This window comes from Nocardia sp. NPDC056100 (genome assembly GCF_042266325.1).
GTDB lineage: Bacteria > Actinomycetota > Actinomycetes > Mycobacteriales > Mycobacteriaceae > Nocardia.
In genome coordinates this window covers 1,625,844-1,652,826 of record NZ_JBHJVY010000003.1, presented here as the reverse complement: position 1 = coordinate 1,652,826, position 26,983 = coordinate 1,625,844, and the positions used below count along the sequence as shown (strand labels likewise).

Annotated in this window: 17 protein-coding genes; 10 read left to right on the top strand and 7 right to left on the bottom strand. The window is 67.7% G+C overall.

Translation table 11 applies throughout. The features are described 5' to 3' along the window. Window positions 1-9: 9 nt before the first annotated feature. Window positions 10-2,217, bottom strand: a complete 2,208-nt coding sequence (locus ACFC0O_RS29300) for a hypothetical protein (protein ID WP_375963249.1) — start codon at window positions 2,215-2,217, stop codon at window positions 10-12. An 84-nt stretch (window positions 2,218-2,301) separates the two neighbouring features. Continuing rightward, a complete protein-coding gene (locus tag ACFC0O_RS29295; RefSeq protein WP_375963247.1) occupies window positions 2,302-5,028 on the bottom strand; it encodes an FHA domain-containing protein in 2,727 nt (908 codons plus the stop codon). 251 nt (window positions 5,029-5,279) lie between these two features. Here ACFC0O_RS29295 and ACFC0O_RS29290 point away from each other — a divergent pair, with 251 nt between their 5' ends. Continuing rightward, on the top strand, window positions 5,280-6,725 hold the full coding sequence (locus ACFC0O_RS29290) for a metallopeptidase (RefSeq protein WP_375963927.1): 1,446 nt from the start codon (window positions 5,280-5,282) through the stop codon (window positions 6,723-6,725). A gap of 5 nt (window positions 6,726-6,730) precedes the next feature. Here the strand turns inward: ACFC0O_RS29290 and ACFC0O_RS29285 are convergent, their stop codons facing one another. After that, the gene (locus tag ACFC0O_RS29285) at window positions 6,731-8,113 is read right to left on the bottom strand and encodes an FHA domain-containing protein (protein WP_375963245.1); all 1,383 of its coding nucleotides are present in this window, start codon (window positions 8,111-8,113) and stop codon (window positions 6,731-6,733) included. Window positions 8,114-8,319: 206 nt separating this feature from the next. Here ACFC0O_RS29285 and ACFC0O_RS29280 point away from each other — a divergent pair, with 206 nt between their 5' ends. The 6 genes from ACFC0O_RS29280 to ACFC0O_RS29255 all read left to right on the top strand — a co-directional run bounded on the left by ACFC0O_RS29280 (window position 8,320) and on the right by ACFC0O_RS29255 (window position 14,463). Beyond that, the gene (locus ACFC0O_RS29280; RefSeq protein ID WP_375963243.1) at window positions 8,320-9,519 is read left to right on the top strand and encodes a hypothetical protein; all 1,200 of its coding nucleotides are present in this window, start codon (window positions 8,320-8,322) and stop codon (window positions 9,517-9,519) included. A gap of 67 nt (window positions 9,520-9,586) precedes the next feature. Continuing rightward, the gene (locus ACFC0O_RS29275; RefSeq protein ID WP_375963241.1) at window positions 9,587-11,143 is read left to right on the top strand and encodes a serine/threonine-protein kinase; all 1,557 of its coding nucleotides are present in this window, start codon (window positions 9,587-9,589) and stop codon (window positions 11,141-11,143) included. 34 nt (window positions 11,144-11,177) lie between these two features. Further along, window positions 11,178-12,392: a hypothetical protein gene (locus tag ACFC0O_RS29270; protein ID WP_375963239.1), complete on the top strand. Its 1,215-nt coding sequence runs from the start codon at window positions 11,178-11,180 to the stop codon at window positions 12,390-12,392. 16 nt (window positions 12,393-12,408) lie between these two features. After that, on the top strand, window positions 12,409-13,620 hold the full coding sequence (locus ACFC0O_RS29265; RefSeq protein ID WP_375963236.1) for a hypothetical protein: 1,212 nt from the start codon (window positions 12,409-12,411) through the stop codon (window positions 13,618-13,620). A 165-nt stretch (window positions 13,621-13,785) separates the two neighbouring features. Then, a complete protein-coding gene (locus tag ACFC0O_RS29260) occupies window positions 13,786-14,115 on the top strand; it encodes a WXG100 family type VII secretion target (protein WP_364640723.1) in 330 nt (109 codons plus the stop codon). A gap of 45 nt (window positions 14,116-14,160) precedes the next feature. Continuing rightward, window positions 14,161-14,463 carry a WXG100 family type VII secretion target gene (locus tag ACFC0O_RS29255; protein ID WP_067561747.1) on the top strand — a complete coding sequence of 101 codons (303 nt, stop codon included), beginning with the start codon at window positions 14,161-14,163 and terminating at the stop codon, window positions 14,461-14,463. An 82-nt stretch (window positions 14,464-14,545) separates the two neighbouring features. Here ACFC0O_RS29255 and eccCa read toward each other — a convergent pair whose 3' ends face one another. Further along, entirely contained in the window at window positions 14,546-18,565 is a 4,020-nt protein-coding gene (eccCa, locus tag ACFC0O_RS29250; protein ID WP_375963232.1) for a type VII secretion protein EccCa, read from the bottom strand. 280 nt (window positions 18,566-18,845) lie between these two features. Here eccCa and eccD point away from each other — a divergent pair, with 280 nt between their 5' ends. Both eccD and mycP read left to right on the top strand, forming a co-directional pair. Next, complete coding sequence (gene eccD, locus ACFC0O_RS29245; protein WP_375963230.1) at window positions 18,846-20,306, top strand: type VII secretion integral membrane protein EccD; 1,461 nt, start codon at window positions 18,846-18,848, stop codon at window positions 20,304-20,306. Between the two features lie 55 nt (window positions 20,307-20,361). Beyond that, window positions 20,362-21,789 carry a type VII secretion-associated serine protease mycosin gene (gene mycP / locus ACFC0O_RS29240; protein ID WP_375963227.1) on the top strand — a complete coding sequence of 476 codons (1,428 nt, stop codon included), beginning with the start codon at window positions 20,362-20,364 and terminating at the stop codon, window positions 21,787-21,789. A gap of 6 nt (window positions 21,790-21,795) precedes the next feature. Here mycP and eccB read toward each other — a convergent pair whose 3' ends face one another. Then, the gene (gene eccB, locus ACFC0O_RS29235) at window positions 21,796-23,274 is read right to left on the bottom strand and encodes a type VII secretion protein EccB (protein ID WP_375963224.1); all 1,479 of its coding nucleotides are present in this window, start codon (window positions 23,272-23,274) and stop codon (window positions 21,796-21,798) included. 124 nt (window positions 23,275-23,398) lie between these two features. Between eccB and eccE the strand changes: the two genes are divergently transcribed. Then, window positions 23,399-25,000, top strand: coding sequence for a type VII secretion protein EccE (gene eccE, locus ACFC0O_RS29230; RefSeq protein WP_375963222.1), 1,602 nt, complete (start codon window positions 23,399-23,401; stop codon window positions 24,998-25,000). A gap of 51 nt (window positions 25,001-25,051) precedes the next feature. Here eccE and ACFC0O_RS29225 read toward each other — a convergent pair whose 3' ends face one another. Further along, complete coding sequence (locus ACFC0O_RS29225; protein WP_375963219.1) at window positions 25,052-25,612, bottom strand: NADPH-dependent FMN reductase; 561 nt, start codon at window positions 25,610-25,612, stop codon at window positions 25,052-25,054. Between the two features lie 35 nt (window positions 25,613-25,647). Next, complete coding sequence (locus ACFC0O_RS29220) at window positions 25,648-26,976, bottom strand: NAD-dependent epimerase/dehydratase family protein (protein ID WP_375963217.1); 1,329 nt, start codon at window positions 26,974-26,976, stop codon at window positions 25,648-25,650. Window positions 26,977-26,983: the final 7 nt, after the last annotated feature.

The following is a 26,983-nucleotide window of genomic DNA, read 5'->3' as shown; positions in this document are numbered from 1 at the left end:
CGGCGGGGCTCAGATCTGGACCGGCGGGCCCGGGTCGACGCCGCGGACCGGGCCGGGGATGGTGTAGCGCAGGGTGTCTATCCCCAGGGTCTGGCAGTTCAGGTGCTGCGGCTCGTCGATTCTGGAGATGCCCGAGTGCGGCACCGTGGAGACGGAGGGCGTGATCGCGCACAGCTCATCGATGAGATGGGTGTCGAGCACGTCGCGGATGCTGTGCACGGCCGTGAAATCGCCCGCCAGCGCGGCCAGGTCCACGGGTTCACTGTCGGAGTGCACGCCCATGGCGCTGAGCGCGGCCACCCCGATGATGATGGGCGCACCGAAGCGTTTGCCCTTCATCTTGTTCCACAGCTTGTTCTTGCGCTTGCCTTCCCCCTCGCCACCGGAGCCCGAATCAGACTGACCGGCACTGCCTTCCGACATCTGCGGATTCGACTGACGCGACCCACTCTGCGGCATCGACCCACCGTACATCGCACCGGCCTGACCAGGAGCGTTTCCGGAAGGACCAGCGAAGTTCGCACCCGGGCCGCCGTAACCGCCCTGCCCGTAACCGCCGCCCTGCTGGCCGTATCCGCCCTGTCCGGGCTGGCCGTAACCCTGCTGCGGCGCACCCTGTCCCTGCTGCGGCGGGGCCTGCTGGCCGTAGCCCGGCTGCCCCTGCTGTCCGCCCTGCGGACCGTAGCCGGGGCCGTACTGCACCACGGGCGCATTCGACTGTCCCGCACCGGTATTCGGCTGTCCACCGGGCGGGGACTGCTGCCCACCCGCCGGAGGCTGTTGCTGCGCACCGGGATGCGGTTGTCCCGCAGCGGGATTCGACTGTCCACCGGAAGCGGGAGGCCACTGCTCCTGACCGGGCGGCGGCGTGCGGCCCACGATGGCGGTCATCTGATCATCGGCCGGAGTCCCCGGCGGCCGGGTGAATCGGCCACCCACCCCGGCCAGTCCGGGCGGCAGTCCGCCGCGCGAGGCGGTCGGAATCTGCGCCACGTCTTCCGCTGTGATGCGGCGGGTTTCACCCATCGCGGCCGCGTCGCCACCGGCCTGCGCGGCGGCAGGCTGCGGAGCCGGTCCGGACTGCTGCGGGGCCTGTCCCGGCTGCTGGGCCGGTCCGGGCTGCTGCCCGCTCGGCGGCGGGCCCTGCGGCGGCGCAACCGATTGCGGCTGCGGACCGGTGGAAGGTGCTGCGGGCCGCTGGGATTCGGCGCGCGGCGCACCGGAATCGGCGGGCTGCGGGATATTTCGCGGTCCCTGTTCGACCGGCCTGACCTCACCCGCGCCGGAGGCGGTATCGGCCGGGGCGGCGGGCCGGGGTGTCACGGGAGCCGGACCCGGCTGTGGCACCTGGGTTTCCGGCCGCGCGGCCATCGCCTCGGCGCTCAGCTCGCTGTCGTTGACGAGCAGATGCGTCGCCCCGAGCACGAGCGCGTGCATCGGATGTTCGGCGACCTGGAAGCGGTGCCCGAGATGGTTCTGGAAGGCCAGTCGCAGGGCGTCGTTGAAGCACACGTTCCCGGCGAGCAGCACGGTGGAGGTGTCGGCGTTGATACCGCGTGCGGCGGCCATCACCTCGATCACCACATTGTCGGCGGCGCGCGCGGAGTGCAGCGCGTCGGCGGTGATGGGCACGCTCACCGATTCGGTGGGCTCCTCATCATCACCGTGTACGGCGACCACCAGGCAGTCGCGCCCGTCCGAGTACACCCCGGTCGCCCCGACCGCGGCCCCGCGACCGGGCGGGCGCACCAGTCCGAGCGCCCGGATATAGCCGGACATCGCCACCGATTCGGGCAGCGCCTCGGCGACCACGCCGAGCTGTTCGACCAGCCGGATGAACTCGTCCACCTTGGGGTCGGGCCATTCGTCCGGGAACGGCACGGCCAGCACATCGGGCGGTCCGCCCAGATGTTCGGTCACCGAGGCCAGCGGATTGTGCATGCGCGCCCGGAAGACCAGATCGGCGGGCCAGGTCGCGCCCGCCACCACGATCTGCGGATGGCCGAGGATGTCGCGCACATCGCTGATGGCGATGCCGACGTCCGGCCGCCGGTCCACACCCGCGGTGTGCAACCGGCCGGACGCGTCCGCCAGCAGGTACGCGGGCGGCGTATAGGTTCCTTCGACCTGGACGGGACGGATCGGCGCGCCACCGCCACCGGCGGCCACCGACACCACGTCCCAGCCGAGATGTACTGCCCCAACTCGAGCTGTCACAGCCATCAGTGTGCCTGCTCGCCGGAGGAAGCGCGCGACTCCCTACTCACTGGATGCCCTTTCGGCCGGTCACGAAGGCCATGCTCATGAGGCGGACTTCTTCAGCCGCAGCCGCGACCAGGTGAGCAGCGACAGCACCACGGTCAGGACCAGCAGCATCGCGTTGTCGAGGAACCAGATGCCCGCCTCGTGCTTCCACAGCGCATCGGCCTGCGCGCTGGGGAACAATTCCCGGATGTTCACCGTCGACGCGCCGGAGGCGTAACCCCAGCGGGCCGGGAACAGCCACGAAACCTGTTCCAGCACAACGCGGCCGGTGACCGGGATCATGCCGCCCGCCATCACCAGCTGGCACATGATGATCACCACGAGCAGCGGCATCACCTGCTCATTGGATTTGGCCAGCGTGGACAGCAGCAGTCCGACCACCACGCAGGTGACGGCGGTCAAGGCGATGTCGATGTACAGCTCGGCACTGCCCGCGGACAGCACCGCGCCCGGTCCGGGCCGTTTCTTGCCCGCCAGCACGATGCCCATCATGACGCCCGCCTGCAACAGCGCGGCCAGGCTGAACACCACGACCTTCGACATCAGGTATGCGCCGGAACGCAATCCGACGGCGCGCTCACGGTGATAGATGGCGCGTTCACCCACCAGATCACGCACGGTGAGCGTGGAGCCCATGAAGCAGGCGCCCAGAATCAGCACCACCAGCAACTGCTGTGCCTCACTGCCGCCGGTCATGACGTATGACCCGTCCGGCATCTGGGTGAAGCCGCCCTTTTGGAAACCGTTCTTACCCGGCACCACCAGTGACAGTCCGCCCAGCACGAACGGGAGTATCAGCAGGAAGGCCAGATATCCGCGATCGGCGAAGATCAATCGCAACTGTCTGCGGGACAGTGTCGAGAACTGTTTGAACGCACTGGATTTCGGCGGCTTGGCCTTCTCGACCGATTGCACCGCCGGTGGCGGTGGCGCAAACGCCTGGCGGGAGCGGAAATTCGCGAAGGCGCGGTCCGGATCGGCGGCGACGCGGGTGAAGATCTCCGCCCAGTCGCTGGTGCCCAGGAAGTCGCGCACGCTGCCGGGATGTCCGGCGAAGGCGGTCTTACCGCCCGGTGCGAGCAACAGCACCTGATCGCACATGTCAAGGCAGGCAACCGAATGCGTGACCACGATGACGGTGCGCCCGGCGTCGGCGAGCTCGCGCAGCATGGTCATGACCTGCCGGTCCAGCGCCGGATCCAGGCCCGAGGTGGGCTCGTCCAGAATCAGCAGCGAGGGACCGGTGAGCAGTTCCATGGCCACCGAGGCGCGCTTGCGCTGACCGCCCGAGAGCCGGTCCACGCGGGTGTCGGCGTGCTGGGTGAGCGAGAGTTCGGCCAGCACACCGTCGATGACGCGTTTGCGGTCGGCCTTGCTGGTATCGGGTGGCAGGCGCAATTGCGCGGCGAAGCTCAGCGCCTGCTTGACGGTGAGCTGCCGGTGCAGCACATCGTCCTGCGGCACCATACCGATGCGGGAGCGCAGCGCTTCGTACTCCGCGTGCAGCCCGCGCCCTTCGAAGGTGACCACGCCCGCGGACGGCTGGGTCGTTCCCGCGATGAGTTTGGACAGCGTGGACTTGCCCGCGCCGGACGGGCCGATGAGCGCGGTGAGAGTGCCGCGCCCGGCGGCCATGTTCACATCGACGAGCAGCTGCTTATTGCCCTCGACGGTGAAGCCGACGCCGTGCACGTGCAGACCCTGTTCGGCGGCCGGGCGCTCGCGGCGCACCAGCGTGCCCTGCTGCACCTCGAAGTCGACATTGCCGATGGTGATGATGTCGCGATCGCGCAGTACCGCGCGCTGTTCGCGGCGGCCGTTGACGAAGGTGCCGTTGGCCGAGCCCAGATCCTCGATGGCGAGATTGCCGCGATCGGACAGCAGGCGGGCATGCCGGCGCGAGGCCAGCGGATCGTTGACGACGATCTGGTTATCGCTGGTGCGGCCGATGTGCAAGCCGCCCTGCGGGATTCGGTCCGCGCGCGCGGCGGGACCGGTGGAGGCGCGGGCGCGCACCGGCGGGGCGGCGGCGACGCTGGCCTTGGCGGTCATATTGATGTTGTCCGGTGCGTCCGGATGCATCGGCAGCGACGGTTGTGCGGCGGACTGCGGCGCGTGCGCGGGTATTCCCTGCGATGGCAAGCCCTGCGACGGCATCCCCTGCGACGGCGGCTGCGATGAACGCGGCGGCTGTCCGGACTTCGGCGGCTGACCGTGGGCGGGCTGCGCGTGGCCGTGCGCGGCCTGACCCGAACGCGGCGGCCGCACATAGTTGATCGGCTGCTGCCCCTGTGCGGGCGGCCGCTGCTGCGGCTGCTGCTGCGCCGGTGTCGGCGGCCGATTCTGCTGCGGCGGAGCATAATTCTGCGGCGGCGTCCAGCGCTGCTGCGGCTGCTGTCCCGAGGGCGGTTGCTGCTGGGGTTGCTGGCCGGACGGCGGCTGCTGCATTCCCACCCGTGGGATCAGATGCAGCAGTGGCCCGGTGATGGCGTCGCCGAGCCGGACCTGCATGGGCCGGTCGATCGGAATCGGCTGGCCGATCCGCCGCGCATCGACGAAAACCCCATTGGTGCTGCCATTGTCGGCCAGCACCCACCCGTTGCCGCGCCAGGCCAGAGTGGCGTGCACCCGGGAGACCAGTGGGCTGTCCACGAACAGCGTGACCTCCGGCGCCCGCCCCATGGTGATCTGCTGGCTCGCGTCGAAAACCCGATCGGTTCCTTCATGACGCACGGTGATCTGCTGCGCCCCCGGTGAAGACATGGCCCGGATACTACCGTCTGCCCCGCTCAGAGCCGCAGGAGTAAGCAGACGGATACCGATCGGTCTGTAAAGGTTCCGGCAGACACCGCGAATCCGGCATTACAGCCCCGTTGCAACCCTTCCCAGCCGCAGCCAACCCGGACAACGAACAGCGGATTCGGCGGATAATATGCGTGGGCTCGGACCGGGAACGACGTCGGCACACCCGGTCCCGAGGTGGAATGTCGGCGGGTGAGGGAGAAGACGTGGGGATACGCGCACGCCGGCTGACGGTGGCCTGCACCGTTCTCACCCTGATCGCGATACTGCTCAGCGGCTGTACCCGGGATGTGCGCGGGCGCGCGGTATCGATCTACGACGATCCCTTCAAGGTCGCCGGACTACCCACCACCAGCGGCCCCAACGGCCCGCGCGCGGGAGTTGCGGACAGCACGCTCACCGCCGCGAACTCCGATGGCGGACCCATCGACAAACTCGTGCTCAATGCCCTCGAGGATATCCAGACCTATTGGCAGGCCGAGTATCCGCGCGATTTCGACGGCGCCTTCAAACCCGTCGACAAATTCCTGTCCTGGAGCGCCAAAGCCCCACGCGCGCAGGCCATGCAGTTCTGCGAGGAATCCACCTACCGACTGGTCAATGCCGCCTTCTGCAGCCTGGACGGCTCCATCGGCTGGGATCGCAGCGTGCTGCTGCCCACCGTGCAGGAGACCTTCGGCAAGATGGCCGTGGTGATGGTGCTGGCCCACGAGTACGGGCACGCCATTCAGACCATGGCCAATATCGTCAGCCGCAAGACCGCGACCCTGGTCAAGGAACAGCAGGCGGACTGCTTCGCTGGCGCGTTCATTCGCAATGTGGCCGAAGGCAAGTCGAAGCATTTCACCATCAACACCTCCGACGGTTTGAACGCCGTGCTGGCCGCCACCGTAGCCATTCGCGATGACAATCCCAGCGATCCGGGCAGCGTGCACGGATCGGCGTTCGAACGTGTCACCGCGGTGCAGATCGGTTTCACCGACGGCGGCAAGGGCTGCAAGGGCATCGACACCAAGGAGATCGACCGGCGGCGCGGCAATCTGCCGCAGTCCTTCGGCAATGACACCACCAATGGCCAATCCGATGTGGACAGAACCAATCTCGATGAACTGTCCAAGGCCATGGCCGACATCATGCCGATCAAGAAGGAACCCAAATACACCTTCGACGGCGCGAAACTGAACTGCAGCAACGGTAAGGACACCGAACCGGTCACCTACTGCCCCTCCAGCAACACCATCGGCACCGATCTGCCCGCACTGCACGATCGCGGCGTCGCCGACGATGACGGACAGGATGCGTTGCCGGTCAAGGTGACCGGCGATTTCACCGCCTACGTGGTGTACATCTCGCGATACGCGCTGGCCGTGCAGCAGAGCGCCGGACAGGCGCTCAAGGGCGCGAAAACCGGATTGCGGGCGGCCTGCCTGTCGGGTGTGATCACCGGAAAACTGGCGGACCCCAACAGATCCAAGGCCAACGGCAATATCAGCCTCTCCCCCGGTGATCTGGACGAGGCGGTCTCGGGCCTGCTCACCGACGGCCTCGCGGCCAGCGATACCGACGGCCGCACGGTGCCGAGCGGATTCTCCCGCGTGGACGCCTTCCGCGCGGGCGTGCTCGGCAACCAGAACACCTGCACGTCCAGGTATTCCTAGACCGTTCAGCCGAAGGGCGGCGGGGCGATCGGCTCCAGGCGCAGCACCCGATTGCCGAGCATGACCTCCGCGCCCGGCAGCAGCAGCATCGGCTGATTCGGTTGCAGCCGAATCCAATCCCGATAGCCGGGCGGCCGCACCCGGGTGCCGTTGGTGGAACCCCGATCCACCACGGTGACATCCCAGTTCACCAGCCGGATCTCGGCGTGCGCGCGGGACATGCCGCCGGAGGAATCGTCGATCTTCAAGGGCGCCAATCCGGCTCGCGCCGCCTCGGACTGCTCCGGATCACGCCCGGCGACCGCGTCGGTGGCCAGCATGTATGTCATGCCGTCATCGAGCACCAGCATCCCCAGCGGCGGCCGGATCACCTCGGCCACCGGCTGCGTCTGATCCACCGGCATCCCGCACACCGAACAGAACGCCGAGCGCGGATCGCTGGGATGCGCACGCGCGCATTTGAATCCGAGCACCTTGACGGTGAGCGTGGTCGCCTTGGCGGTCGCCTCCAGCCGCCGCTGCAATCCCGGATCGGGTTTGGGCGCGGGATTGGTGCCGCCCATCTCGGTCGGCGCGCGATGCGGGTCGTAACCGGCCGTGGCGGCCTCGGATTCATCGGTGTCGTCGTAACCGGCGGTACCGGAAGATGATTCGAAGTCCCGATCCAGATCGACCGGAATCCGGTTGGAGGTGCGGGTCGGAGTCAGGTTGGGGTCCAGCGGAATCCGATCCGGCTCCGGATCGAAGGCCGCGGTCGGCGCGGGCAGATCGACCTGCGTCGACTCCAACTCGACCGGGATCGGCTCGGCTCGGGTGTCGAACTCCATGTGGACGCGGGGCTGCCAGGTCCGCGCGGGCTCGCCCTCGAACCAGACGATCGCGCCCGCGGCCTGCGCGATTCCCGTTACCAGGGAACCTATTCCGCGCTCGGGCAGTTCGGGCACCTGTCGCGTGGCGTCCTCGGCGAAGAGCGCGGCCGCGCGGGCCGGATGCGCGGCGACCCGATCCACGGTGAACGCGGCATCACTGCCGCGGTAGTACTCGACGGCCGGTCCGGCCAGCACCGCGGTCACCGAACCGTGCAGGAAGAGCGCGACCCCGCCGGTTTCGGCGGCCGAGAGGATGCCGAATTCCACGGGAACCCCGGGTGAGATGCGCTCGGCTTCCTTCATGAGCCAGCGCGTGGCCTGCCGCGCGATCAGGCGGCCCGGTCCGTCGGGGGCCTGTTCGGTGGCTTCGAGGACCAGGTCGGCCAGTGCCCGTCCGGCGATGGCGGCGCGTGAATCCGCCGTGAGTGCTCCCCGTTCCCGGTGCGCGACCAGGATTACCGCCCCCGCCGCCCGCAGCACCATATGCGCGCCCGCGACAACCTCGACCTGCCGATCCATCAATGGAACCGGCCCCCGGTGTTCGCGCGGCGCGGGATGTTCAGCACACCGACCAGGTTACGTTGCCGCTCCGCGTTGCGTCCGAGCCACCGTCGCGCGATGAGGGTAGGACGGCATCGCGCCGGGTCCGGTGATCTTCGACCGCGCCCGGCGGCGGGCGCGGTCCGTTATTTTGAATGCACCGTACGGGAGGAACGAGGACCCTCATGGTTCGGAATTCACGCAGAGCACTCTTCGCCGCATGCGTTTCACTCACCGCCCTATCGCTGACCGCGTGCAGCGTCAGCGGTACCGCGACCCCCGGCGAGATCGATGTCCGCAAGCTCGAGGTGGGCGGTTATCCGGTCGACCGGCACACCTATGCGCAGGACGCGGGCTCCAACGGCCCACTGCTGGAAGGCTTCCGGATGTCCGAAGCCGTGGTGCCCACCGTCAAGATCGACCCGTCGCTGGTGTACGGCGGCGGCGGGCGCGCCACCACCGATACCGCCGACGCCACCAAGGTCGGGCTGGCCGCGACCTCCCAGCCGGTGCTGGACCGCAATCACCTGATCACCGCCTTCGCCGCCAGCGGCGCGGATCAGCCCGGCGGGCCCACCCAGAAGGGCGGCACCTCGGTCACCAATATGGTGATGCGCTTCTCGGACGACAAGACCGCCAAAACCGCGGCGCGCGAACTGGAGGACGCCGATTTCGGCGTGGCCCCGGATCTGAACAAGAAGCTCGCGCTCAGCCAGTACCCGGACGCGTTCATCCACTGGCGGCCGGGCATCGCGACCATCGGCGCGTTCCTGCCCTATAAGCAGTACGTCGTCTCGCTGTTCATCGAGCGCCCGACCGCCGATCAGCAGGATCTGCTGTCCTGGGTGCGCAAGACCTTCGACGCGCAGGTCCCGGTGCTGGACCACTACACCCCCACCCCCGAGGCCAATCTGACTTCGCTGAAGGTGGATCCGAACGATCTGCTGGCGCGCGCGGTGATCAAGGATCGCAACGGGCACGTCCCCGATCCCAAGCAGTTCGCCGTCTACGGCGGCACCAAGATCGTGCACAACGCCAATAACGAGACCAAGATCCAGCAGGCCGTGACCGACAGCGGCGCGGACGCGCTCGCCACGGTCGGCGAGGCGTGGCTGATCCGCGCCCGGGACGACGCGGGCGCGCAGGCGCTCATGCCCGCCCTGCTCGCCGATGAGACCGACCATTACGACAGCGTCGCCGCCCCCAATGACGTGCCCGGCGCCAAATGCGTGCAATTGAACAGTAAGGGCGACACCGATTCCGAGTTCAAGAACCGCTGCTATGTCGTCTACAAACGCTATATCGGCGTCGTGAGCAGCGATGACGAACCCGATGTGCGGCAGAAGATCGCCGCGCAGTACGCATTGCTGGCCAACAGTCTGTGACCCGGCGCGCCTCCCGCAAGTAAGCTCCGGCGTGCAGTAGCCGCAGTCAGATCGGGGGGTTCCAGCCATGGCGATGAGTCCGGGCGTCATCGTCGGCGGTTACCGGATCGAGCGCGTACTCGGCTCCGGCGGGATGGGTACCGTCTATCTCGCCAAACATCCGAGCCTGCCGCGCATGGACGCGCTCAAGGTGCTCTCGGCGGATCTGTCCCGCGACGGGGAGTTCCACCGCCGCTTCGAACGCGAAGCCAATCTCGTTGCCGGACTGGATCATCCGAACATCGTCGCGGTGCACAATCGCGGCGAGGAGAACGGTCAGCTCTGGATCGCCATGCAGTACGTGGAGGGCACCGATGCCGCCGCGGAACTCAAACGCGATCCGGCCGCCATGAATCCGCTTCGCGCACTGAGCATTATCGGCCAGGTCGGCAGCGGACTGGACTACGCGCATCGAAAGGGCCTGCTGCACCGCGATATCAAGCCCGCCAACTTCCTGCTGTCGCATGTCGACGGGGAGGACGAGCGCGCGCTGCTCGCCGATTTCGGGGTCGCCAAATCCACCGATGACACGGTCGAGCTCACCCAGACCGGCAGTTTCGTCGCCACCATCGCCTACGCGTCGCCGGAGCAGCTCTCCGGGGAGCCGCTCGATCATCGCTCCGATCTGTACAGCCTGGCCTGTTCGTTCTACAAGCTGATCACCGGCCAGAACCCCTATCCGGCAACCCAGCCCGCGCTGGTGATGATGGGACATCTGCACGAACCGCCGCCCCGCGTGACGACGGTGAACCCGCAGCTGCCCGCGGCCCTGGACCAGGTACTCGAGCGCGCCCTGGCCAAGAATCCGGCCGAACGTTTCAACAGCTCCAGGGAATTCACCGAGGCGGCCGCGAATGCGCTGACCCCCGGGCACAATCCGGTGTCGACGAACACCTCGCCGACCCATCCGATTCAGGTCGCCATATCCGGGCTGTTCGGGCGCAGTGATGAAACGACAAGCCGCACAGCACCTTCCGAACCCGGTTCGGCCGATCGCGCGGGGCGCAGGACCCTCTATATAGGTTCGGCGGCCGCGGTGGTCGTGGTGGCGCTGGCCGTCGGAATCAGCGCGGTCGTCTTGCGTGGCAATAGCGACGAACCCGCGTCGACACCCGCCGCCGTTGTCACCACCACCGCCGCGCCCATGTCGATGGACAAGGCGCGCAGCGATAATCCCGCGTTCGCGGGCAAATCCATCACCCTGGTCGACGTCACGCAGGGGACGCTGTCCGCCAAATACGCCATCTACCTGACCGGGACCGAACAGGCGAAGTTCATGGGGCGCCTGGGCTTCGTCTACAACTCCGAATACGAGCCCGTAGGCGATGAGACCTCACCGCGTCCCGCCGCCGGCTACGGCTCGCTGAAGGTGAAAGACGATTCCTATATCGTCGCCGTCCGCAGCGATGACAAGGCCGGTGGCGGTGGACAGCTCGGGCTGCCCAGTGAGATCACCGGTTCGCACGCCGTCGTGGTGACGCTGGACGACGCGGCCGCCGTCGCGGCCATGCGCAATTGGACCCCGGAATCGGAGCAGATGCTGCTGAACAAGCTGGTCCCGGTGCTGCACAACCAGATCAAATAGGGAGCGCCCGCATAGCGGGCCGGGGAGGGGAACCATGGGAAGGTTCGGTCGCGCGCTATCGGCCGCCGGAATCGCGATGGTGGTGGCGGGGACCGCCGCCTGCGGATCGGATACGGCCGCACCGGCGGAGCCGGTGGTGGATCTGAGCACCCTCGATGTGGGTAACAACACCACCGCACCGAAGTTCTACGACAAACCGGTGTCCACGGATCACGCCAAATTGATGGAGGCGCTGCGGCTGGCGAGCTATATCCCGCTGCCGTCCGAGGTCGATCCCGAGGTGAAGTACCCCGCGCAGGCCATGAGCGTGGTGGTGCGCAGTTTCGTCGATCTCAGCTCCGCCGCGATCCACAACCGGGTGCACGCCGATGCGGCCGTATTGAATTCCGCCGCATCGGGATTCATGAGCGGATTCGTGACCAGCGGCAAATCCGACGAGAAGATCTCGCTCTCCTACGAGCTGGAGAATATCGTGCTGCTCTTCACCGACGAGCAGTCCGCGAGCGCCGCCGCGCCGGTGCTCGGGCAGGCGGACTTCGACAGCACACCGGGCGCGGAGCGGGTGCCGATCGACGGGTATCCGGCGGCGTACGCACTGGCCGAGAAGGGCAATGGCGGCCCGTTCCGATCCTGGTACGCCACCGGCAGATTCGTCATTCTCACCAATATCTTCGACAGCGTGATGGCGGAAATCCATGAACGCGATCTCACGAAAATGGCGGCGCGCGTGCGGCGCAGCCTGGATGTGATCCCGCCCGCCCTCGCGAAATTCCCGGTCACCCCGCTGGACGCATTGCTGGGTATCCCGGTGGATCCGGACGGGGTGCTGGCCCGCTCGCTGCCGACGGTGCTCGCCGATCCCTCGCAGGCGGGCATCCCCGGCATCTACGACCGGCACGGCGGACTCCAATTGGTACAGGGCGCGGATGAGGAGAAACTCTTCGACGAGGCCGGGGTGGACCGCGTCGCATGGCGGGGCAACTACCTCTTCCGGGCGCGAGATGCGGCGGGTGCGGCACGGATCGTCGACGTGCACAGCGCGACCTCGCGCCGATTCCGGCCGGTGGAATCCCCGAAGAACCTGCCGAATGCCAAGTGCCGCAAATATATCGGGCCGGGTGTGGGAATAATCGCGCACTACTGCTTCGTCTCCTACGGCCGCTATGCCGCGGAAGTGTCGGCCAATCAATTGCTGGACGCACAGCAGCGCATCGCCGCGCAATACGCGCTACTGGTCAATGCGCACTGATATGGGGGTAACTGTTATGCGCACCAGTCGAATTCGCGGCGCGATAGTGCTGATGGCCGCGCTCCTGACCGCCGGTTGCGGATCGAATGTCGGCGGTTCCGCGCAGCCGAGCGAAATCGATGTGCGGACACTGGATGTCGGCAAATACGCCACCGGTCCACTGGAAGAGCGGTTCATCTACTACCCCGATCTGGGGAAGGGCTTCAATCTGGCGGCCATGCGGCTGGCCGATAAGCTGGCGAATGGCTCGGATATCGATCCGCGGTTGACCTACGGCACGGGAATGCGGGCGTTCACCGATCCGGACAAAGGCAATCTGCTCGCGAAATCCTCGCGAGCGGTGCTGGCCGATAATGGCATGCTGTTCGGGGCGGCCGCGAGCACCGCCGAGAAATCGGTCGACAGTGACGGAAAGCTGCCCGATAACATCACTTTCGCGGCACTCACCGTCGTGCAATTCGCCACCGAGGCCGCGGCGGACAAGGCCGCGCGGGAAATGGAGGCGGCGGATTTCGGGGTCGCCGCCGCGGCCAATCAGCCGGTCACACTGTCGAAATATCCGGCGGCGCACGCACATTGGCGACCGGATCAACCGTCGCTCGGATCCCGGCTCGCCCGCGGGAAATACGTCGTCGATCTGGTGGTCGGCCTGCCCGCACCGGATCTGGCGCAGCTCACCGCCCTCACCGAACGGGCGTACGACGTGCAGCTGGGACTGCTGGACGGGCTGGCGGCGCTGAGCAAGGAGGACGCGCTGCGGCTGCCGTACGACCCCGACGACATGTTGCGGCGCACCCTGAATCCCAGTGGCCTGGGCAATCCCGACACCACGAGTCAGTACGTCTCCGAAACGCATGGATTCCTGAATCAGCTGACGGATCAAGCCTATTGGCGGCACGTATTCGACGAGAACGGGGTGGATCGCGTGGCCAACAGCACGGAGATGTCCAATACCACGCTGCTGTATCGAGCGCGCGATACCGCACAGGCTCGCGCACTCACCGGATTGATTCTGACCAAGGCATATCCCGGGGCGACCGGCGCACCGTCGGCGCTGCCGAATGCGATATGTGGCGAACGCACGAAAAAGGACAATTTCTACACCAAGCGTTACCGGTGCGCGGTGACATATCGTCGCTACGTAGCGACGGTCGAAGGCGACCAACTCGCCGATGTGCATCAGCGAGCGAACGCCCAGTACGCATTGCTGGCCAATAGCACGTGGTAACCCCTTTGTGACGTACGCACTGGTCACAGGGACCGGTCCTTGGGTAGTGTGCTGGCGAATTGCTGTAACAGGGGTGGAACCGCCGGGCCGTGACTTCCGTCTAATCAGGTTGTACGAGGTCTCCCGCTCGCGCAGTGTGCGGTACACAATCGAAAGGAGGCACCGGTGGCCGGTGCATTCGAAGCCAGTAATGAGCTCATCCAGGCCAAGGCCCAGGAGTTCAAGAAGACCCACGACATGCTCATGCACGCCATCGCGGATCTCAAGCGCGATGAGGACGCCATGACGGTCGGCTCGAATTGGCAGGGTGGGGCACGGGACGCCTTCAACGCCTTCATGGAGCGGTACTACTTCCAGGCCGACAAGCTCAACGACAAGCTGGCGCAGACCGCCGAGAACCTGATCCGCGTCGGCTCCAATTACGAAGAGCACGACCAGGACTACAAGTCCCAGATCAACGCGCAGGTCTCCAGCCTCGACCTGCCCCCGGTCTAGATCGCTCCCCCACTTCTTTCCTCTCCTTCCGAAAAGGACACCACCATGGCAGCAGCCAACGGCCAGGTCATCTCCGCCCACTTCGAAGGCGTCGCCGACGGCGCCAACTCGGTCATCCGCCGTGCCGAGCACATTCGCGACCAGCTCGAAGCCTTCCACCGCAGCGTGGAGGAATTCGTCACCAACAATTGGAAGGGCTCGACCAACGAGGCCTTCGCCGATATGCAGCGCATGTGGAACACCCACGTCGCCCAGCTCAACGCCACCCTCAGCGGCGCCGGCACCCTGGTCCGCACCGGCAATGCCGAACTCCAGGCCAAGGACATCGCCCTCGCGGGCCTGTTCTGAATCCCGCTCCACCGCAGAACAACAAGCGCGCCCCGGCAGAAGTCGGGGCGCGCTGTCGTCGCGGGAGGAAGCCGGGGCGACCTCAGGCGGGTGGCAGCCAGCCGAGTTGGATGAGGTCCTCGCCGGAGCGGGTGACGTAGGTGCCACGGCCCGGGGGCATCAAGGACGGCCGAGTATTGCCGAAGAGGATGCCTTCCTCGCGGCTGGTGCTCATGATCAGGGCCGCGGAGTTGAGTTCCTTCATGCGGTTGAGCGTCGCCTCGTAGAGGGCGCGGCCCGCACCGCCGGAGCGGCGCGCGATGATCAGGTGGAAGCCGAGATCGCGGGCGTGTGCGAGGTGATCGACGAGGGCGTGCAGGGGGTTGCCGGTGGCGGTGGCGACCAGGTCGTAATCGTCGACGATCACGTACAGCTCCGGGCCCTTCCACCAGGAGCGGTCCTTCAACTGCTGCGGGGTGACGTCCGGGCCGGGCATGCGCTGGGTGACATACGCCGCGAGATCGGCCATCTGCCTGGTGAATTGCGGTGCGGTGGAACCGTATCCGGCGAGATAGCCCTGCGGTACGGTGCCCAGCATGGTGCGGCGGTAGTCACCCATGATGACGCGGGCCTGGTCGGGAGTATTGCTCGCGCAGATGGATTGAACGATCGAGCGCAACAGCGTTGTCTTACCGCTCTCCGAGTCGCCGATGATCACGAAGTGCGGACTCGTCGCGAAGTCCAGATACACCGGGGCGAGCTCTGATTCGTTGATGCCGATCGGGAAGCGCAGCGTCGGCTGATCGGTGTCATTTACAGCAGCGGGTGCCAGCGCCAGCAGTTCCTCGCGAGGCAGACGCTCCGGCAGCATGCGAACGCGCGGGGCGGGGCGGCCGGGGGTACGTTCGGCGATGGCCGAAACCGCCTGCGCCACACCAATTCCCAATGTCGCCGGATTCGGGTCGCCGTCCACGCGCGGGAGCGCGGTGAGCATATGCAGCAGATCCGCGGTCATACCGCGACCGGGCCGCCCCTGCGGTACCAGCGCCGCGAATTTGCGCCCGAGGTCCGAATCCATCGGATCGCCGAGCCGCAGTTCAATGCGGGTGCCGATCTGATCCTTGAGCGCCGGTCGCGCCTCCGGCCAGCGCGCGAGCGAGATCACCACGTGCACGCCGTACGAAAGTCCCTGCACCGCAAGGTTCATGACGGTCTGTTCCAGCGCCTCGAATTCCTGCCGGAAGGTGCCGTACCCGTCGATCACGAGGAAGGCGTCCCCGAATGGGTCCTCGTGCGCCCCGGCCGCCGCGGCGCCGGTGGCCGCCGCCACGGACCGCAATCGCCGGAATTCCGCCATGGATTCGATGCCGAGCTGCCGGAATCGGGCCTCGCGCTGCCGCACGATCGTCACCATCTCGGCGACGGTGCGACGCACCTTATCCCCCTCCATCCGGCTGGCGACGGTGCCGACGTGCGGCAGCCCCTCCAGCCCGACCAGGGTGCCGCCGCCGAAGTCCAGCAGATAGAACTGCGCCTGTTCCGCGGTGTGCGTCAACGACATTCCCATGACCAGCGAGCGCAAGGCCGTCGACTTACCGGACTGCGGCCCGCCCACCACCGCCACATTGCCGCGTGATCCGGACAGGTCCACCACCATGGGATCGCGACGCTGATCGTACGGCCGGTCCACGATGCCGATGGGCGCGCGCAGCAGCGCGATCGGATTCCAGTCCCCGGTGAGCACCGAGCGCGGCACCAGTTGATCCAGCGTGGGCGCGGCATCCAGTGGCGGCAGCCAGATCTCGTGCGCGGGCCGCCCGTGCTCACGTACCCGCGATACCAGCATTTGCAGGTTGGAGACCTGTTCGGCCTCCGACGGCAGCTCCAACTCGGCGGCCCGCACCGGCAGCGGAATATGGTCCTCCGCACGGAAATCCACATGGGTGGCCGTGAACGGCCGTGCGGTGATGTCGATATCGCCGTCGAAGGCGTCCGCCGCGAGTTCGCGTTGCGCGCCGACACCCTCATAAGGCCCGGAAACATAGGCGGATTGGAACCGCACGATCTCCCCGGAATCGGATTTCAGATAACCGCCGCCGGGATTGCCCGGCAGATTGTAGGCGTCCGGAACACCCAGCACCTGCCGGGATTCATTGGCGGAGAACGTCTTCAATCCGATGCGATAGGACAGGTGACTCTCCAGTCCCTTGAGCCGCCCTTCCTCCAGCCGCTGCGAGGCGAGCAGCAGGTGCACATGCAGCGACCGCCCCAGCCGTCCGATCATGGTGAACAGTTCCGCGAAATCCGGGTGCTGCGAGAGCAATTCGGAGAATTCGTCCAGCACCACGAACAGCGCGGGCATGGGATCGAGATCCGCCCCGGCGGCCCGCGCCTTCTCGTATTCGGAGACATTGGCGAAATTGCCCGCCGCGCGCAGTACTTCCTGCCTGCGGTTCATCTCTCCGGCGAGCGCGTCCCGCATGCGCTCGACGAGATCGGCCTCTTCCTCGAGATTGGTGATGATGGCCGCGACGTGCGCTACGCCCTCCAATCCGAGGAAGGTCGCACCGCCCTTGAAGTCCACCAGTACGAAATTGAGCTGATCGGGTGAATGCGTGGCGATGAGCGAAAGCACCAGTGTGCGAAGGAATTCCGATTTGCCGGAACCGGTCGCGCCGATGCACAACCCGTGCGGTCCCATACCGCCCTCGGCGGCCTCCTTGATATCCAGCACCACCGGCAGCCCGTCCGCGCCGACGCCGAACGGCACCCGCAGCCGCTCGCGACCGTAGCGCGGCTGCCAGGCGCTCTCGGGATTGAAGGTGCCGATATCGCCGAGTCCGAGCAGCTGCGCCCAGCTCGAAATGACCTCGCCCTCTTCACCACCGGAGTCCCCGGTGCGCTGTACGGCCGCCCGGTACGGCGCGAGCCGACGCGCCGCCTGTTCGGCCTCGCGCGCACCGATGCGATCGATGACGGCGAACCGCTCCATGGCCCCGGACGGTCCGCGCCCGGCGCATTCCCCGTTCTCCACCAGCATCTGAATACCGCGCGAGGCGGCCAGTCGAGGCGCGTACCCGCACAGGTCGACGATGGTAACGCCTTCGAATCCGTTCTCCCGCAACGGATCTTCCTCGGCCTCCAGCAGTCCGCCGTCCACCACCAGCACGATCTGCACCAGATTCGGATTGGGCGGCTGATTGCGCGAATACCGCACCCGGTTGTACAGCAGCGGCGCGAGACTCGCGTGCGCCTCGCGAATGGACCCGAACACCATGCGCTCGCTGCCCACACCGTCCTGCGCGTCCGGATGCTGGCTGTGCGGCAGCCATTTCGCCCATTCCCATTCGCGGGCGGTGTCGGGTCCGCAGACGACGGCGATGAGTACCTGATCCGGCCCCTGGAACATGGCCAGCTGTACTAGCATTGCCCGCGTCATCTCGCGGGCCTGTGCCCGGTCTCCGGTGAGCTGCACGCTCGCGAAGCCCTTCACCGCGAGCGCGGTTGGCAGATCCGGAACCGTCGAATGGGTTCGGACGAAGCGCCTCAGCGACACCGCAGCTATCGGCTCCAGCTCCTCCACCGGACCGGTCTCCGGCGCCACCAGCCGGGTGGCAAGACGCTGGCCGCCGAGACCGATGCGGGCATGGCAGAAATCCTTGTCGCCGGGACGTCGCTCCCACATGCGCGTGGTCCCCGCGAGCATCCAGATGAGCCCGGGTTCGGGATGACTCCACTCGACCGCGGCGCGCTGCTGCGCGGCGGTCTCCTCGACATCGCGGCGCACCTGATCCAGATAGCGCAGATAGTCCTTGCGGTCCTCGTTCGCCTCCGCGGCCTTCTGCCCTTTACCGCCCTGACCGGCATACATGCCGACCATGGAGAAGACCATCATCATCGGGAACATCAGGCTCATGGGATTGCTCGCGAGACCGCTGCCCGAGGTGAACATGAGCACGACCATGCCCAGCATGCCGACGCCCATGACCACCGGCATGAGCTTGCCGAACAGGTTCGCCGGAATGTTGCGAGGAATCTCCGGCGGCGGCTGTAGCGTCACCTCACCGCCCGGTGAGCGCGGAATCTCCCGGCGTGGACGGCGCTGGAAACGGACGGTGCTCATCGCGTGCGGAATCCCCCATCCCGTGTCTGGAATTGCGGGCTCAGTGTACGACCGGCGACCTCGATGCCGTACAGTCTGGGCAGCATTTACGCATCTCAGTCGAGAAATACCGTCCGGCGCAGCACGTGTTCCCGCGCGCCGATGAGGACTCACAGAGCGCACCGACGTTTGGGGGCAGCAGCGTGACACAGCCGCGTAGTGGCCATCGGACCCAGCCGCGTAGTGGCCATCGGACCCAGCCGCGTAGTGGCCATCGGACCCAGCCGCGAGTCGAGGCCCGGTGACCCAGCAGCGCATGGACCATATCGATGACGCGCGCGGTCTGGTTCGTGCGCCCGATCTGGCCCGGGTCACACTGCTCGCCAAGCACACCCAGGTTGATATGGCCATCCCGGTGGATGTGCCGGTGGCACTGGTCATTCCCAGCGTGGTCGATATGGTCGCCCAGCACAGCCTCGCCAATGACTTCGACAACGACGGCGAACAGTTCGAACCGCACGAATGGGTGCTGGCCCGCATCGGCCGCCCGCCGCTCTCCAATTCGCTCAGCCTGGCCGAACAGGGCGTGCACGACGGTGAACTGCTCATGCTGGAGAGCGCCGAGCACACCGCGCCCACCCCGCTGTTCGACGACATCATGTACAACGTCGCCATCGCGGACGCCGATCATTTCCGCGGCTGGACACCGCGCACGGCCCGGCTGACCGGTTCGATCCTGGCCGTGCTGACCATGCTGACCGGCTGCCTCGGCCTGCTCGCCGCACCCGATGCCATCCCCGGCTGGGTGAGCGGCACGGTCGCGCTGTTCATCGCGGTCCTGCTGGTCATCTCCGGCATGGTGCTGAGCCGCATGTACTCCGACACCGCGAGCGCACTGGTGCTGGGCGGCTGCGCCCTACCCGCCGCGTTCAGCGCGGGCATGCTGTTCGTCCCCGATCATTACGGCTGGGCCAATCTGCTGCTCGGAGCCGTATTGACCGCTGCCACAGCGATTCTCGCGTGGCGGGTGAGCGGCGTCGGCCTCGGGGTGTTCATCGGCGCGACCACCCTCGCGGTCTACCTCATCCCGGCGAGCCTGGTCGGGCTGCTCGGCCATGTGCCCACCAAGGCCATCGGCGCGGGTGCGGCCGCCCTCGGCCTGGCCGGATTGTCCCTGGCCCCAAGGCTTTCCATGCTGCTGGCCAAACTGCCGCTGCCGCCGGTGCCCGCCCCCGGCACCCCGATCGACCCCACCGAGGACGATCCGGACGATCACCGCGCCCTGCCGACCATGGCCGCCCTGCGCGCCAAATCCCAGCGCGCACGCGAATATCTGGCCGGATTGGTCACCGCCACCACGCTGGTGACCGCGGCGGGGGCGCTCGCCGCGACCGATCCCGACGCGGACAACCGCTACTGGCCGGGTCTGGCACTCGCGCTGGTGTGCGCGGCCGTCCTCATGTTCCGCAGCCGCACCTACGCGGGCGCGGAACAGGCGGTGATCCTCATAGCGGGCGGTACGGCGATCCTGCTGATCCTGCTGGGCGGCGCGGCCTTCCTGATCCGCCAGCCGCTCACCGTCTTCGGCCTGGCACTGCTGATCCTGGTGGCCGCCCTGGTGCTCGGCATCATCGTCCCGCGCCGGCAGGCCACCCCGCCCATGCGCCGCGTGGTGGAACTCCTCGAATACGCCTTCGTCGCCGCCGTCGTCCCCCTGGTCTTCTGGGTGACCGGTCTCTACTCCCTGGTGCGCGGGCTGTGAGCGGATCGAATCGCCCTCGCGCGCATAGCGGCTACAAGTCGCGGGCAGCAAGCACGTGAACGTCAGGGTCTTCCGGGCGCGCGCGATACGCGTGGTCACCGCTGCGTCGGTGCTGGCGATCGCGGCGGGCCCGGTGGTGGATCCCGTTGCCGCACAGGCGGATCGGCCCCCGGCCATCAATCCCGGCCTGCTGCCACCGGGTGGTCCGGCCGCACCACCGGGCAAGACCGAGCATCCCGCGAATTCGCCCTGCATCAGCACCCAGGCGGGTGGTGACGGCCCCACGATTCCACCGACGCAGCGCGCCTTGGACCTCGACCACGCATGGCAATTCTCGCGTGGCGCCGGACAATTGGTCGCGGTCATCGATACCGGCGTCGCCCCGCACCCGCGCCTGCCCGGTCTCATCCCCGGCGGTGACTATGTCGCCAATGCCGGTGACGGCACCGAGGACTGCGATGCGCACGGCACCATCGTCGCCGGTCTCATCGCCGCGAATCAGCTTGCGGGAGAGGGCTTCGCGGGCGTCGCCCCGGAGGCCCGGATCATGACCATCCGGCAGACCAGCGCCATGTACCAGGCCGAGGGCGCGGGCCGGGACAAAGGCCCCGACGATATGCCGGACGGCTACGGCAAGATCTCCGCCCTGGCCTCGGCCATTCGCCGCGCCGCCGACGCCGGGGCCCGCGTCGTCAATATCTCCCTGGTCGCCTGTCCCACAACGGAACCCGAGAGCACCGAGATGGGCATGCTCGGCGCGGCCGTACAGTACGCGGCGGTCGACAAGGATGTCGTCATCGTGACGTCGGCGGGCAACACCGACACCTGCAAGGCCAGTAATCCGGGCTTCGATCCGCTGCATCCGAACGAGGATCTCTGGAATCACATCACCTCGTACGTGACCCCGGCCTGGTGGGACGAGTACGTGCTGTCGGTGGGCTCCATCGACGCGTTCGGCCAGCCGTCGAAATTCACCGTGCCCGGCCCCTGGGTCGGGGTGGCAGCGCCGGGCGAGGACGTCATTTCCCTCGACCCGCGCGGTCCGGGCCTCACCACCGCCAAGTTCACCAATCAGGGTCAGGTGAACCGTTACAGCGGAACGAGTTTCGCCGCACCCTATGTCTCCGGCGTCGCGGCGCTGCTGCGTTCCCGGTTCCCCGATATGCCCGCGCGCGAGATCATCAGGCGCATCGAAGCCACCGCACACGCACCGGGCGAGGGCTGGAATCCATATGTCGGCTACGGCGCGATCGACCCCATCGCCGCGCTCACCGCGGAAACGCCGAAAGACCTCCCGCCGAAACAGCCCAGCGCCGCCAAGGACCGGCAGCTGACCATTCCCGCCGCCGCGCCGAAGCCGGATAACACCGCCCGCGATGTGGCGCTCATCGGCACCGGAATCGTCTGCCTGCTGGGCATTCTCGGCTTCCTGGCCTCATTCCCGCTGCGCCGCCGTTTCGGCGTGCACTCCGACGACGCCTGAGCCCCTTCAGTTCTGCGTCTTGACCGGTTCCCCGGCGGGATTCGGATCCGGTGCGACCCCATCGTGCGCGACCATCGCGGCCTCGCGACTCAAGGTCGGCCCCGACGCGAGCAGTCCGACGATCGGCCACGGCGCGGGTTCCGGCCGCACCGATTCCGGGTCCATGCCGAGGGCTTTCGCGGCGTCGAGGTTCCGGATGCCGTAGCGCACACCGTAATCGGAGACGAAGAACAGGCTGTCCCGCCGCTGACTGTCCGGTTCCAGCCCGGTGGTCTGCACATAGGCCCCGGCACCGGGCTTCAGATAGAACGAATCCACTTCCGGCCCATTGCCATCGGCCTGTGCGAGCGGCACCGGCCGGGCGCGATCGGGAATCGGCACGGCATGGCCGGTGAGCACGGTCAGATCGGCATGCTTGCTGCCATCGGACTTGTCGGCGGCCCGAACCGGTTGCCAGGCAAGACAATCCACCGGCTGATCCTTGCCGTCGACGATTCCGGGAGCTTGGTCCGGATAGTCGGCGACCGGCAGCGCCGAGGACACCGGAGCTCCCGTGCGATCGGCCTGCGCGATGTGATCATCATCGGCCGTGGACCGGTAGGCATTGCGCACGATATCGGCGGTCAGCGGCGACACCGGTTGCAGACCATCGGCGAGCACCACGTAGTTCCGGCTGTCCGTGCGCACCCGCACCACATCGCCGATGCGATGGTCGCCGATCGAATAGTTCGGCGCGGCACCGGCATTCGCGATCTGCGGCGGCACGATGGGCAGCACCTCGGGAATCGCGTTGAGCAGACCCTCGCTGATCGGGCGCGGGGTGTGCCCGCGAATATCGAGGGCGTCCACCACCGCGCGATCATTCATATCCAACTGGGCGCGATGATTGTCGTAGATCAGATAGGTGTGATCGCGCCCCTGCACCAGCAGCGCCTTCCCCGACTCCAGCGCGGATGCCTTCTCACCGAGCACCGGATCACCGGCGAGCACCGAGGTGGTGAGGGTCCGGCTGCCGTCATTGGCGAGCACATCGCACACGGTCCAGCCCCGGCCATTGCTCTTGGCCTCGAAATTCAGCGTCGCGGGCGCGCCCGGAATACCGATGAGCTGCCCGCGCGGCTTCTTGCTCAGCTCCGATTCCCGCACCGTCGCCGGTTTGGCGGCCTCCCCCGCCGCCAGCCGCGCCGAGGCGAGGTTCAGCGCCGGATGCACCACATTGTCGATGACCACGTAGACCGCGCCGGTGTCCTTGCCGATGAGGATCTTGTTCGACCCGATCTTGTCCTGCGGCCGCAGCAGAGCAAGCACTCCGCAACCCGCGAGCGCGACGCACGCCAGGATGAGCCCGACGCTGAATGCCCGGCTCTGCGAGCGCATCGGGTCGTGCAGCATCCGCACGTCCCTGCGCACCAGGGCGTGTTCCATGCGGCGAACCAGAAAGCGATAGCCGCTGACCTGCCATCGCGTCGTCGGTTTTGAAGGCATAAAACTCCCCCGACCAGTGAATGCGTTCGCCGCACACAGTACAGTTCCCGGGAATCCGCATTCGCACTCGGCCACGCGCAGGACTCGGATCGGCGCGTCCGGGCCCGGCAGTTGGGGGACGACTATGGCTCGGACGGGCATGGTGAACCTGCTGGTCGCGGAGGTGACCGCGGTGGCCGTGCTGTGCGTCGCGGTGCTGTGCGGAACACCGTTCTGGATCGCGTTCGGGGTCGCCATAGCATTCGGACTGGTTTTGTTTTTACCACTTGGCAAACGACCAGTTTCCGAATGGATCGGCACCCGCCTGCGCTTTCGCGCCCGCCGCCCGCGCCCCGTCGCCGACCTCATCGACCACCGCGCCGCCGACGGCCGCTCCCTCGGAATCTTCCGGGACGGCAGCCGCGTGGTGGCCGTGGTCGAGATACTCCCGCCCCGGGGCGGATTGACCCGGCTCGATCGCGGCACGGTCCGCGCCGCACACCTGCTGCCGCTACCCGAACTCGCGAAAAGCCTTACCCAGCACGATATTCAGCTGGCGGGCATCGATATCGTCTCGCACGGTCACCGCAGCCGCTCCGGCACACCCGCAGGGGCCATCTACGAATCACTGATCGGCCCGCTGCCCGCCACCGCGCACCGCACGGTCTGGCTGGCCATCGCCTTCGATCCCCTGAACTGCCCGGACGCCGCCGCCCGGCGCGGCGGCGGACTGGACGGCGCCTGCCGCGCGGTCACCATCGCCACCCGGCGCATCCTGCGCACGCTCGAGGACGCCGACTGCCCCGCGCGCATTCTCACCGCGCCCGAAATCACCAGGGCCACACTGCAGATCACCGGCGGCAACGATCCGCGCGAACTCACCCAGCACTGGCGCTACGCCGAGCTCGGCAACAGCGTGAACATCGGCGCGGCGGTCGCCCCGGCCCGGCTGGATTCCGAACAGCTTGCGCGCCTGTGGATTCCACCCTCGCGCGGCACCACCGTCGCGGTCCGGCTGCGCCCCGGCAGTTCGGCGGAGACGGTGCGCATCGGCGCGGCCTGGCGGCTCACCGCACGCGAACTGCCGCAGGAGCAACTGCAACCGCACATGATCTCCATGAACGGCAGGCATCGCGAAGCCCTGCTCGGTCAACTTCCGCTCGCCGCACCGGGAATGGACGACACCGTGCCCACCCGGGAACGCGAGATCGCCGATATCGGGGCCGTCGAACTGCCCTCGGCGGGCTGCGGACAGCTGCTCGGCTCCGACGATGACGGCAATGGCGTCGCCGTCCGCCTTGTCGGACAGGGCATTTCGAGCGTCTACCTGGCGGGCGAACTGTATCTGGCGCAACAGCTGGTATTCCGCGCCCTGGCCATCGGCGAGAGCGTGCTGCTGCGCACCGAACGCCCGCACGTCTGGGAACAGCTGATCACCACCATCGGCAATCCGGAACGACTCACCCTGGCCGCCGACACCCACGAATCCGACGCCGGATTCACCGCCGTGCTGGTCGACGGCGTCCTCGCCCCCGCCCCGCACGCCGGGATCACCACCATCTACCTGGCCGGAGATCCGCTGGGCTGGCCGGGCGCCCGCCCCGACCTGTCCATCACCCAACCCGGTGCGGGCGGCAACCGCATCACGCTGCGCACCGGAGCCACCCGCGTGGAACTGACCCTGGTCTCCATCCCCCGCGAATCCACCTACATAGGACAGCCCCGCGCGGCGGCGCTGTCCGGCTGATCGCACACGGGACAGCCGGGACGCTGTCGGCGACGCAATCAGCCGAGCCGATCAGCCCGGGTACGGGTCGGTGGCGCGGGCGTCGCGCAAAGTCCGGCCCCACCAGCCGAGTTGGCGCAGCATACGGGCAGCCGCGTCGATGGCGGCACCGTCCCGCGTCTCCCCCGCCGCATCGAATTTCCGCTTGGCTTCGTGGAAGCTCACCGTCTCGCGAATGGAGACCATATGGATCTCGGCAACCACCTGCCGCAGTTGCTCGACCGCGCGCAATCCGCCGGAAAGCCCGCCGTAGCTGACGAATCCGATCGGCTTGGCCCGCCATTCCCGCTTGGCGGTATCGAGCGCGGTCTTCAGCGAGGCCGGATACCCGTGGTTGTACTCCGAGGTGACCACCGCGAAAGCGTCTGCGGCGGCGATCCTTTCGCAGTACTCCCGGGATTCGCCGGTCTCGCTCAAATCCAGCGGCAGCGGCGTATCGAGCAGATCGAGCACGCCCACCTCGAACTGCCCGTCCGCCCGCGCCGCGCGCAGGAACCAGTCCGCGACCACGGGTGCGAACCGCTGCGGTCGCACACTGGCCACGATTACCTCAAGCCGCAGTGGAGTGCTCACCCGCCGAGCCTAAGCCCCGGCCATCGGGAACCGCGCTAGCGCTCGGCCGCCGCCGTGGCATATCCGGCCAGCCCGACCCCGGGACCGGTGCGGGCGCTGAATTCCAAGGCGTGCCGGGCCCGTTCGGGATTCGCGACCAGATGCCGGATATCGGTGATCCGATACTGTCCGGACACCACCGGGGACGGACCGTCGAGGGCCTTGGCCATGGTGGACGCCACCTCCCACAGCGTGAGCGGTTGTCCCGAGGCGATATTCAACGGCACGAATCCGGCCAGCCGCCGTTGCACCGCCGCCACCGTGGCGGCGGCGACATCGCGGACGTGCACGAAATCCCTTACCTGCCCGCCGTCCTCGAACACCTTGGGCGACCGCCCCGCCAGCAGTTCGGCCCGGAAGCGCGCCACCACACCGGTTTCCGCCGAGCGCAGCGTCCGCGCGGTATCGGCCGGTTCCCCGTACACGTGGTGATAGCGCAGTACGGTGGCCGCCGAACCGGTGCTGGCGACCCAGGCCAGCGCGTAATGCTCCTGCGCGACTTTGCTTGCGGCGTAAGCGCTCCGGGGCCGCAGCGGCGCGTCCTCGCCCAGCGACTCCCAGGTCAGCAGATCCCCGGTGCGCGGTGCGCGGTGGTCGAACAGGCCGCGATCGAGATCCGCCCGCCGCCGCAGTCCCGGGAAGAACGGCCCCTGCCGCCCGGCCCGATACCGCCCCTCGCCGTAGACCGCGACCGATGATCCCAGCACCAGCCGCCGCACCCCGGCCCGCTCCATCGCCGCGAGCAGCACCGCCGTCCCGGCGTCATTGTGGGTGGCGTAGATGGCGGCCCGCTGCATCTCCATCGGCCCGCGCGCGGGCTCACGCGCGGGCTCCACCGGCCCGCGCACACAGGGTCCGGCCCCGTGCCCGGCATCCTCCCGGCGTCCCGCCGAAGTCTGCACGCGCCCACCGGATTCCATCCCCGCGGCGGCCCGCAGCGCGCCGCCGTCGCGGCCGTCAAGCGGCCGGATCAGCTTGCGCCCGTCCTCGGGCACATCGGCGCGCTCGGCCGCCGTATGCGGCGGCACCCAGCGCCCCGGGCCCGGACCGGGCAGATCCGGAATCGGCACCGCGGCGGCCAGATGGCACACCACGTCGACACCGCGCAACAGCGGTTCGAGCGCATCCGGATTGCGAATATCGACGCGCGAAACGCCTTCGGGGACAGTGGGATCGAAACCGTGGACGGAGTCGAGCAGGGTGTCGATGGCGATCACCTCGTGCCCGGCTGCGGTGAGGGCGCGCCGCACATGGGAGCCGATATAGCCGGCCGCGCCGGTCAGCAGTACTCGCGTCCGGTCGGCCTGGGGTCCGCCTTCGCTCATGGCCCCA

What these genes read in the sequence shown, in the direction of transcription:
- ACFC0O_RS29265 (WP_375963236.1), top strand. Translation starts at nt 12,409, where the DNA reads ATGCGCACCAGTCGAATTCGCGGCGCGATAGTGCTGATGGCCGCGCTC.
- ACFC0O_RS29255 (WP_067561747.1), top strand. Translation starts at nt 14,161, where the DNA reads ATGGCAGCAGCCAACGGCCAGGTCATCTCCGCCCACTTCGAAGGCGTC.
- eccCa (WP_375963232.1), bottom strand. Translation starts at nt 18,565, where the DNA reads ATGAGCACCGTCCGTTTCCAGCGCCGTCCACGCCGGGAGATTCCGCGC.
- eccB (WP_375963224.1), bottom strand. Translation starts at nt 23,274, where the DNA reads ATGCCTTCAAAACCGACGACGCGATGGCAGGTCAGCGGCTATCGCTTT.
- ACFC0O_RS29220 (WP_375963217.1), bottom strand. Translation starts at nt 26,976, where the DNA reads ATGAGCGAAGGCGGACCCCAGGCCGACCGGACGCGAGTACTGCTGACC.
- ACFC0O_RS29275 (WP_375963241.1), top strand. Translation starts at nt 9,587, where the DNA reads ATGGCGATGAGTCCGGGCGTCATCGTCGGCGGTTACCGGATCGAGCGC.
- ACFC0O_RS29280 (WP_375963243.1), top strand. Translation starts at nt 8,320, where the DNA reads ATGGTTCGGAATTCACGCAGAGCACTCTTCGCCGCATGCGTTTCACTC.
- ACFC0O_RS29270 (WP_375963239.1), top strand. Translation starts at nt 11,178, where the DNA reads ATGGGAAGGTTCGGTCGCGCGCTATCGGCCGCCGGAATCGCGATGGTG.
- eccE (WP_375963222.1), top strand. Translation starts at nt 23,399, where the DNA reads ATGGCTCGGACGGGCATGGTGAACCTGCTGGTCGCGGAGGTGACCGCG.
- ACFC0O_RS29285 (WP_375963245.1), bottom strand. Translation starts at nt 8,113, where the DNA reads ATGGATCGGCAGGTCGAGGTTGTCGCGGGCGCGCATATGGTGCTGCGG.
- ACFC0O_RS29295 (WP_375963247.1), bottom strand. Translation starts at nt 5,028, where the DNA reads ATGTCTTCACCGGGGGCGCAGCAGATCACCGTGCGTCATGAAGGAACC.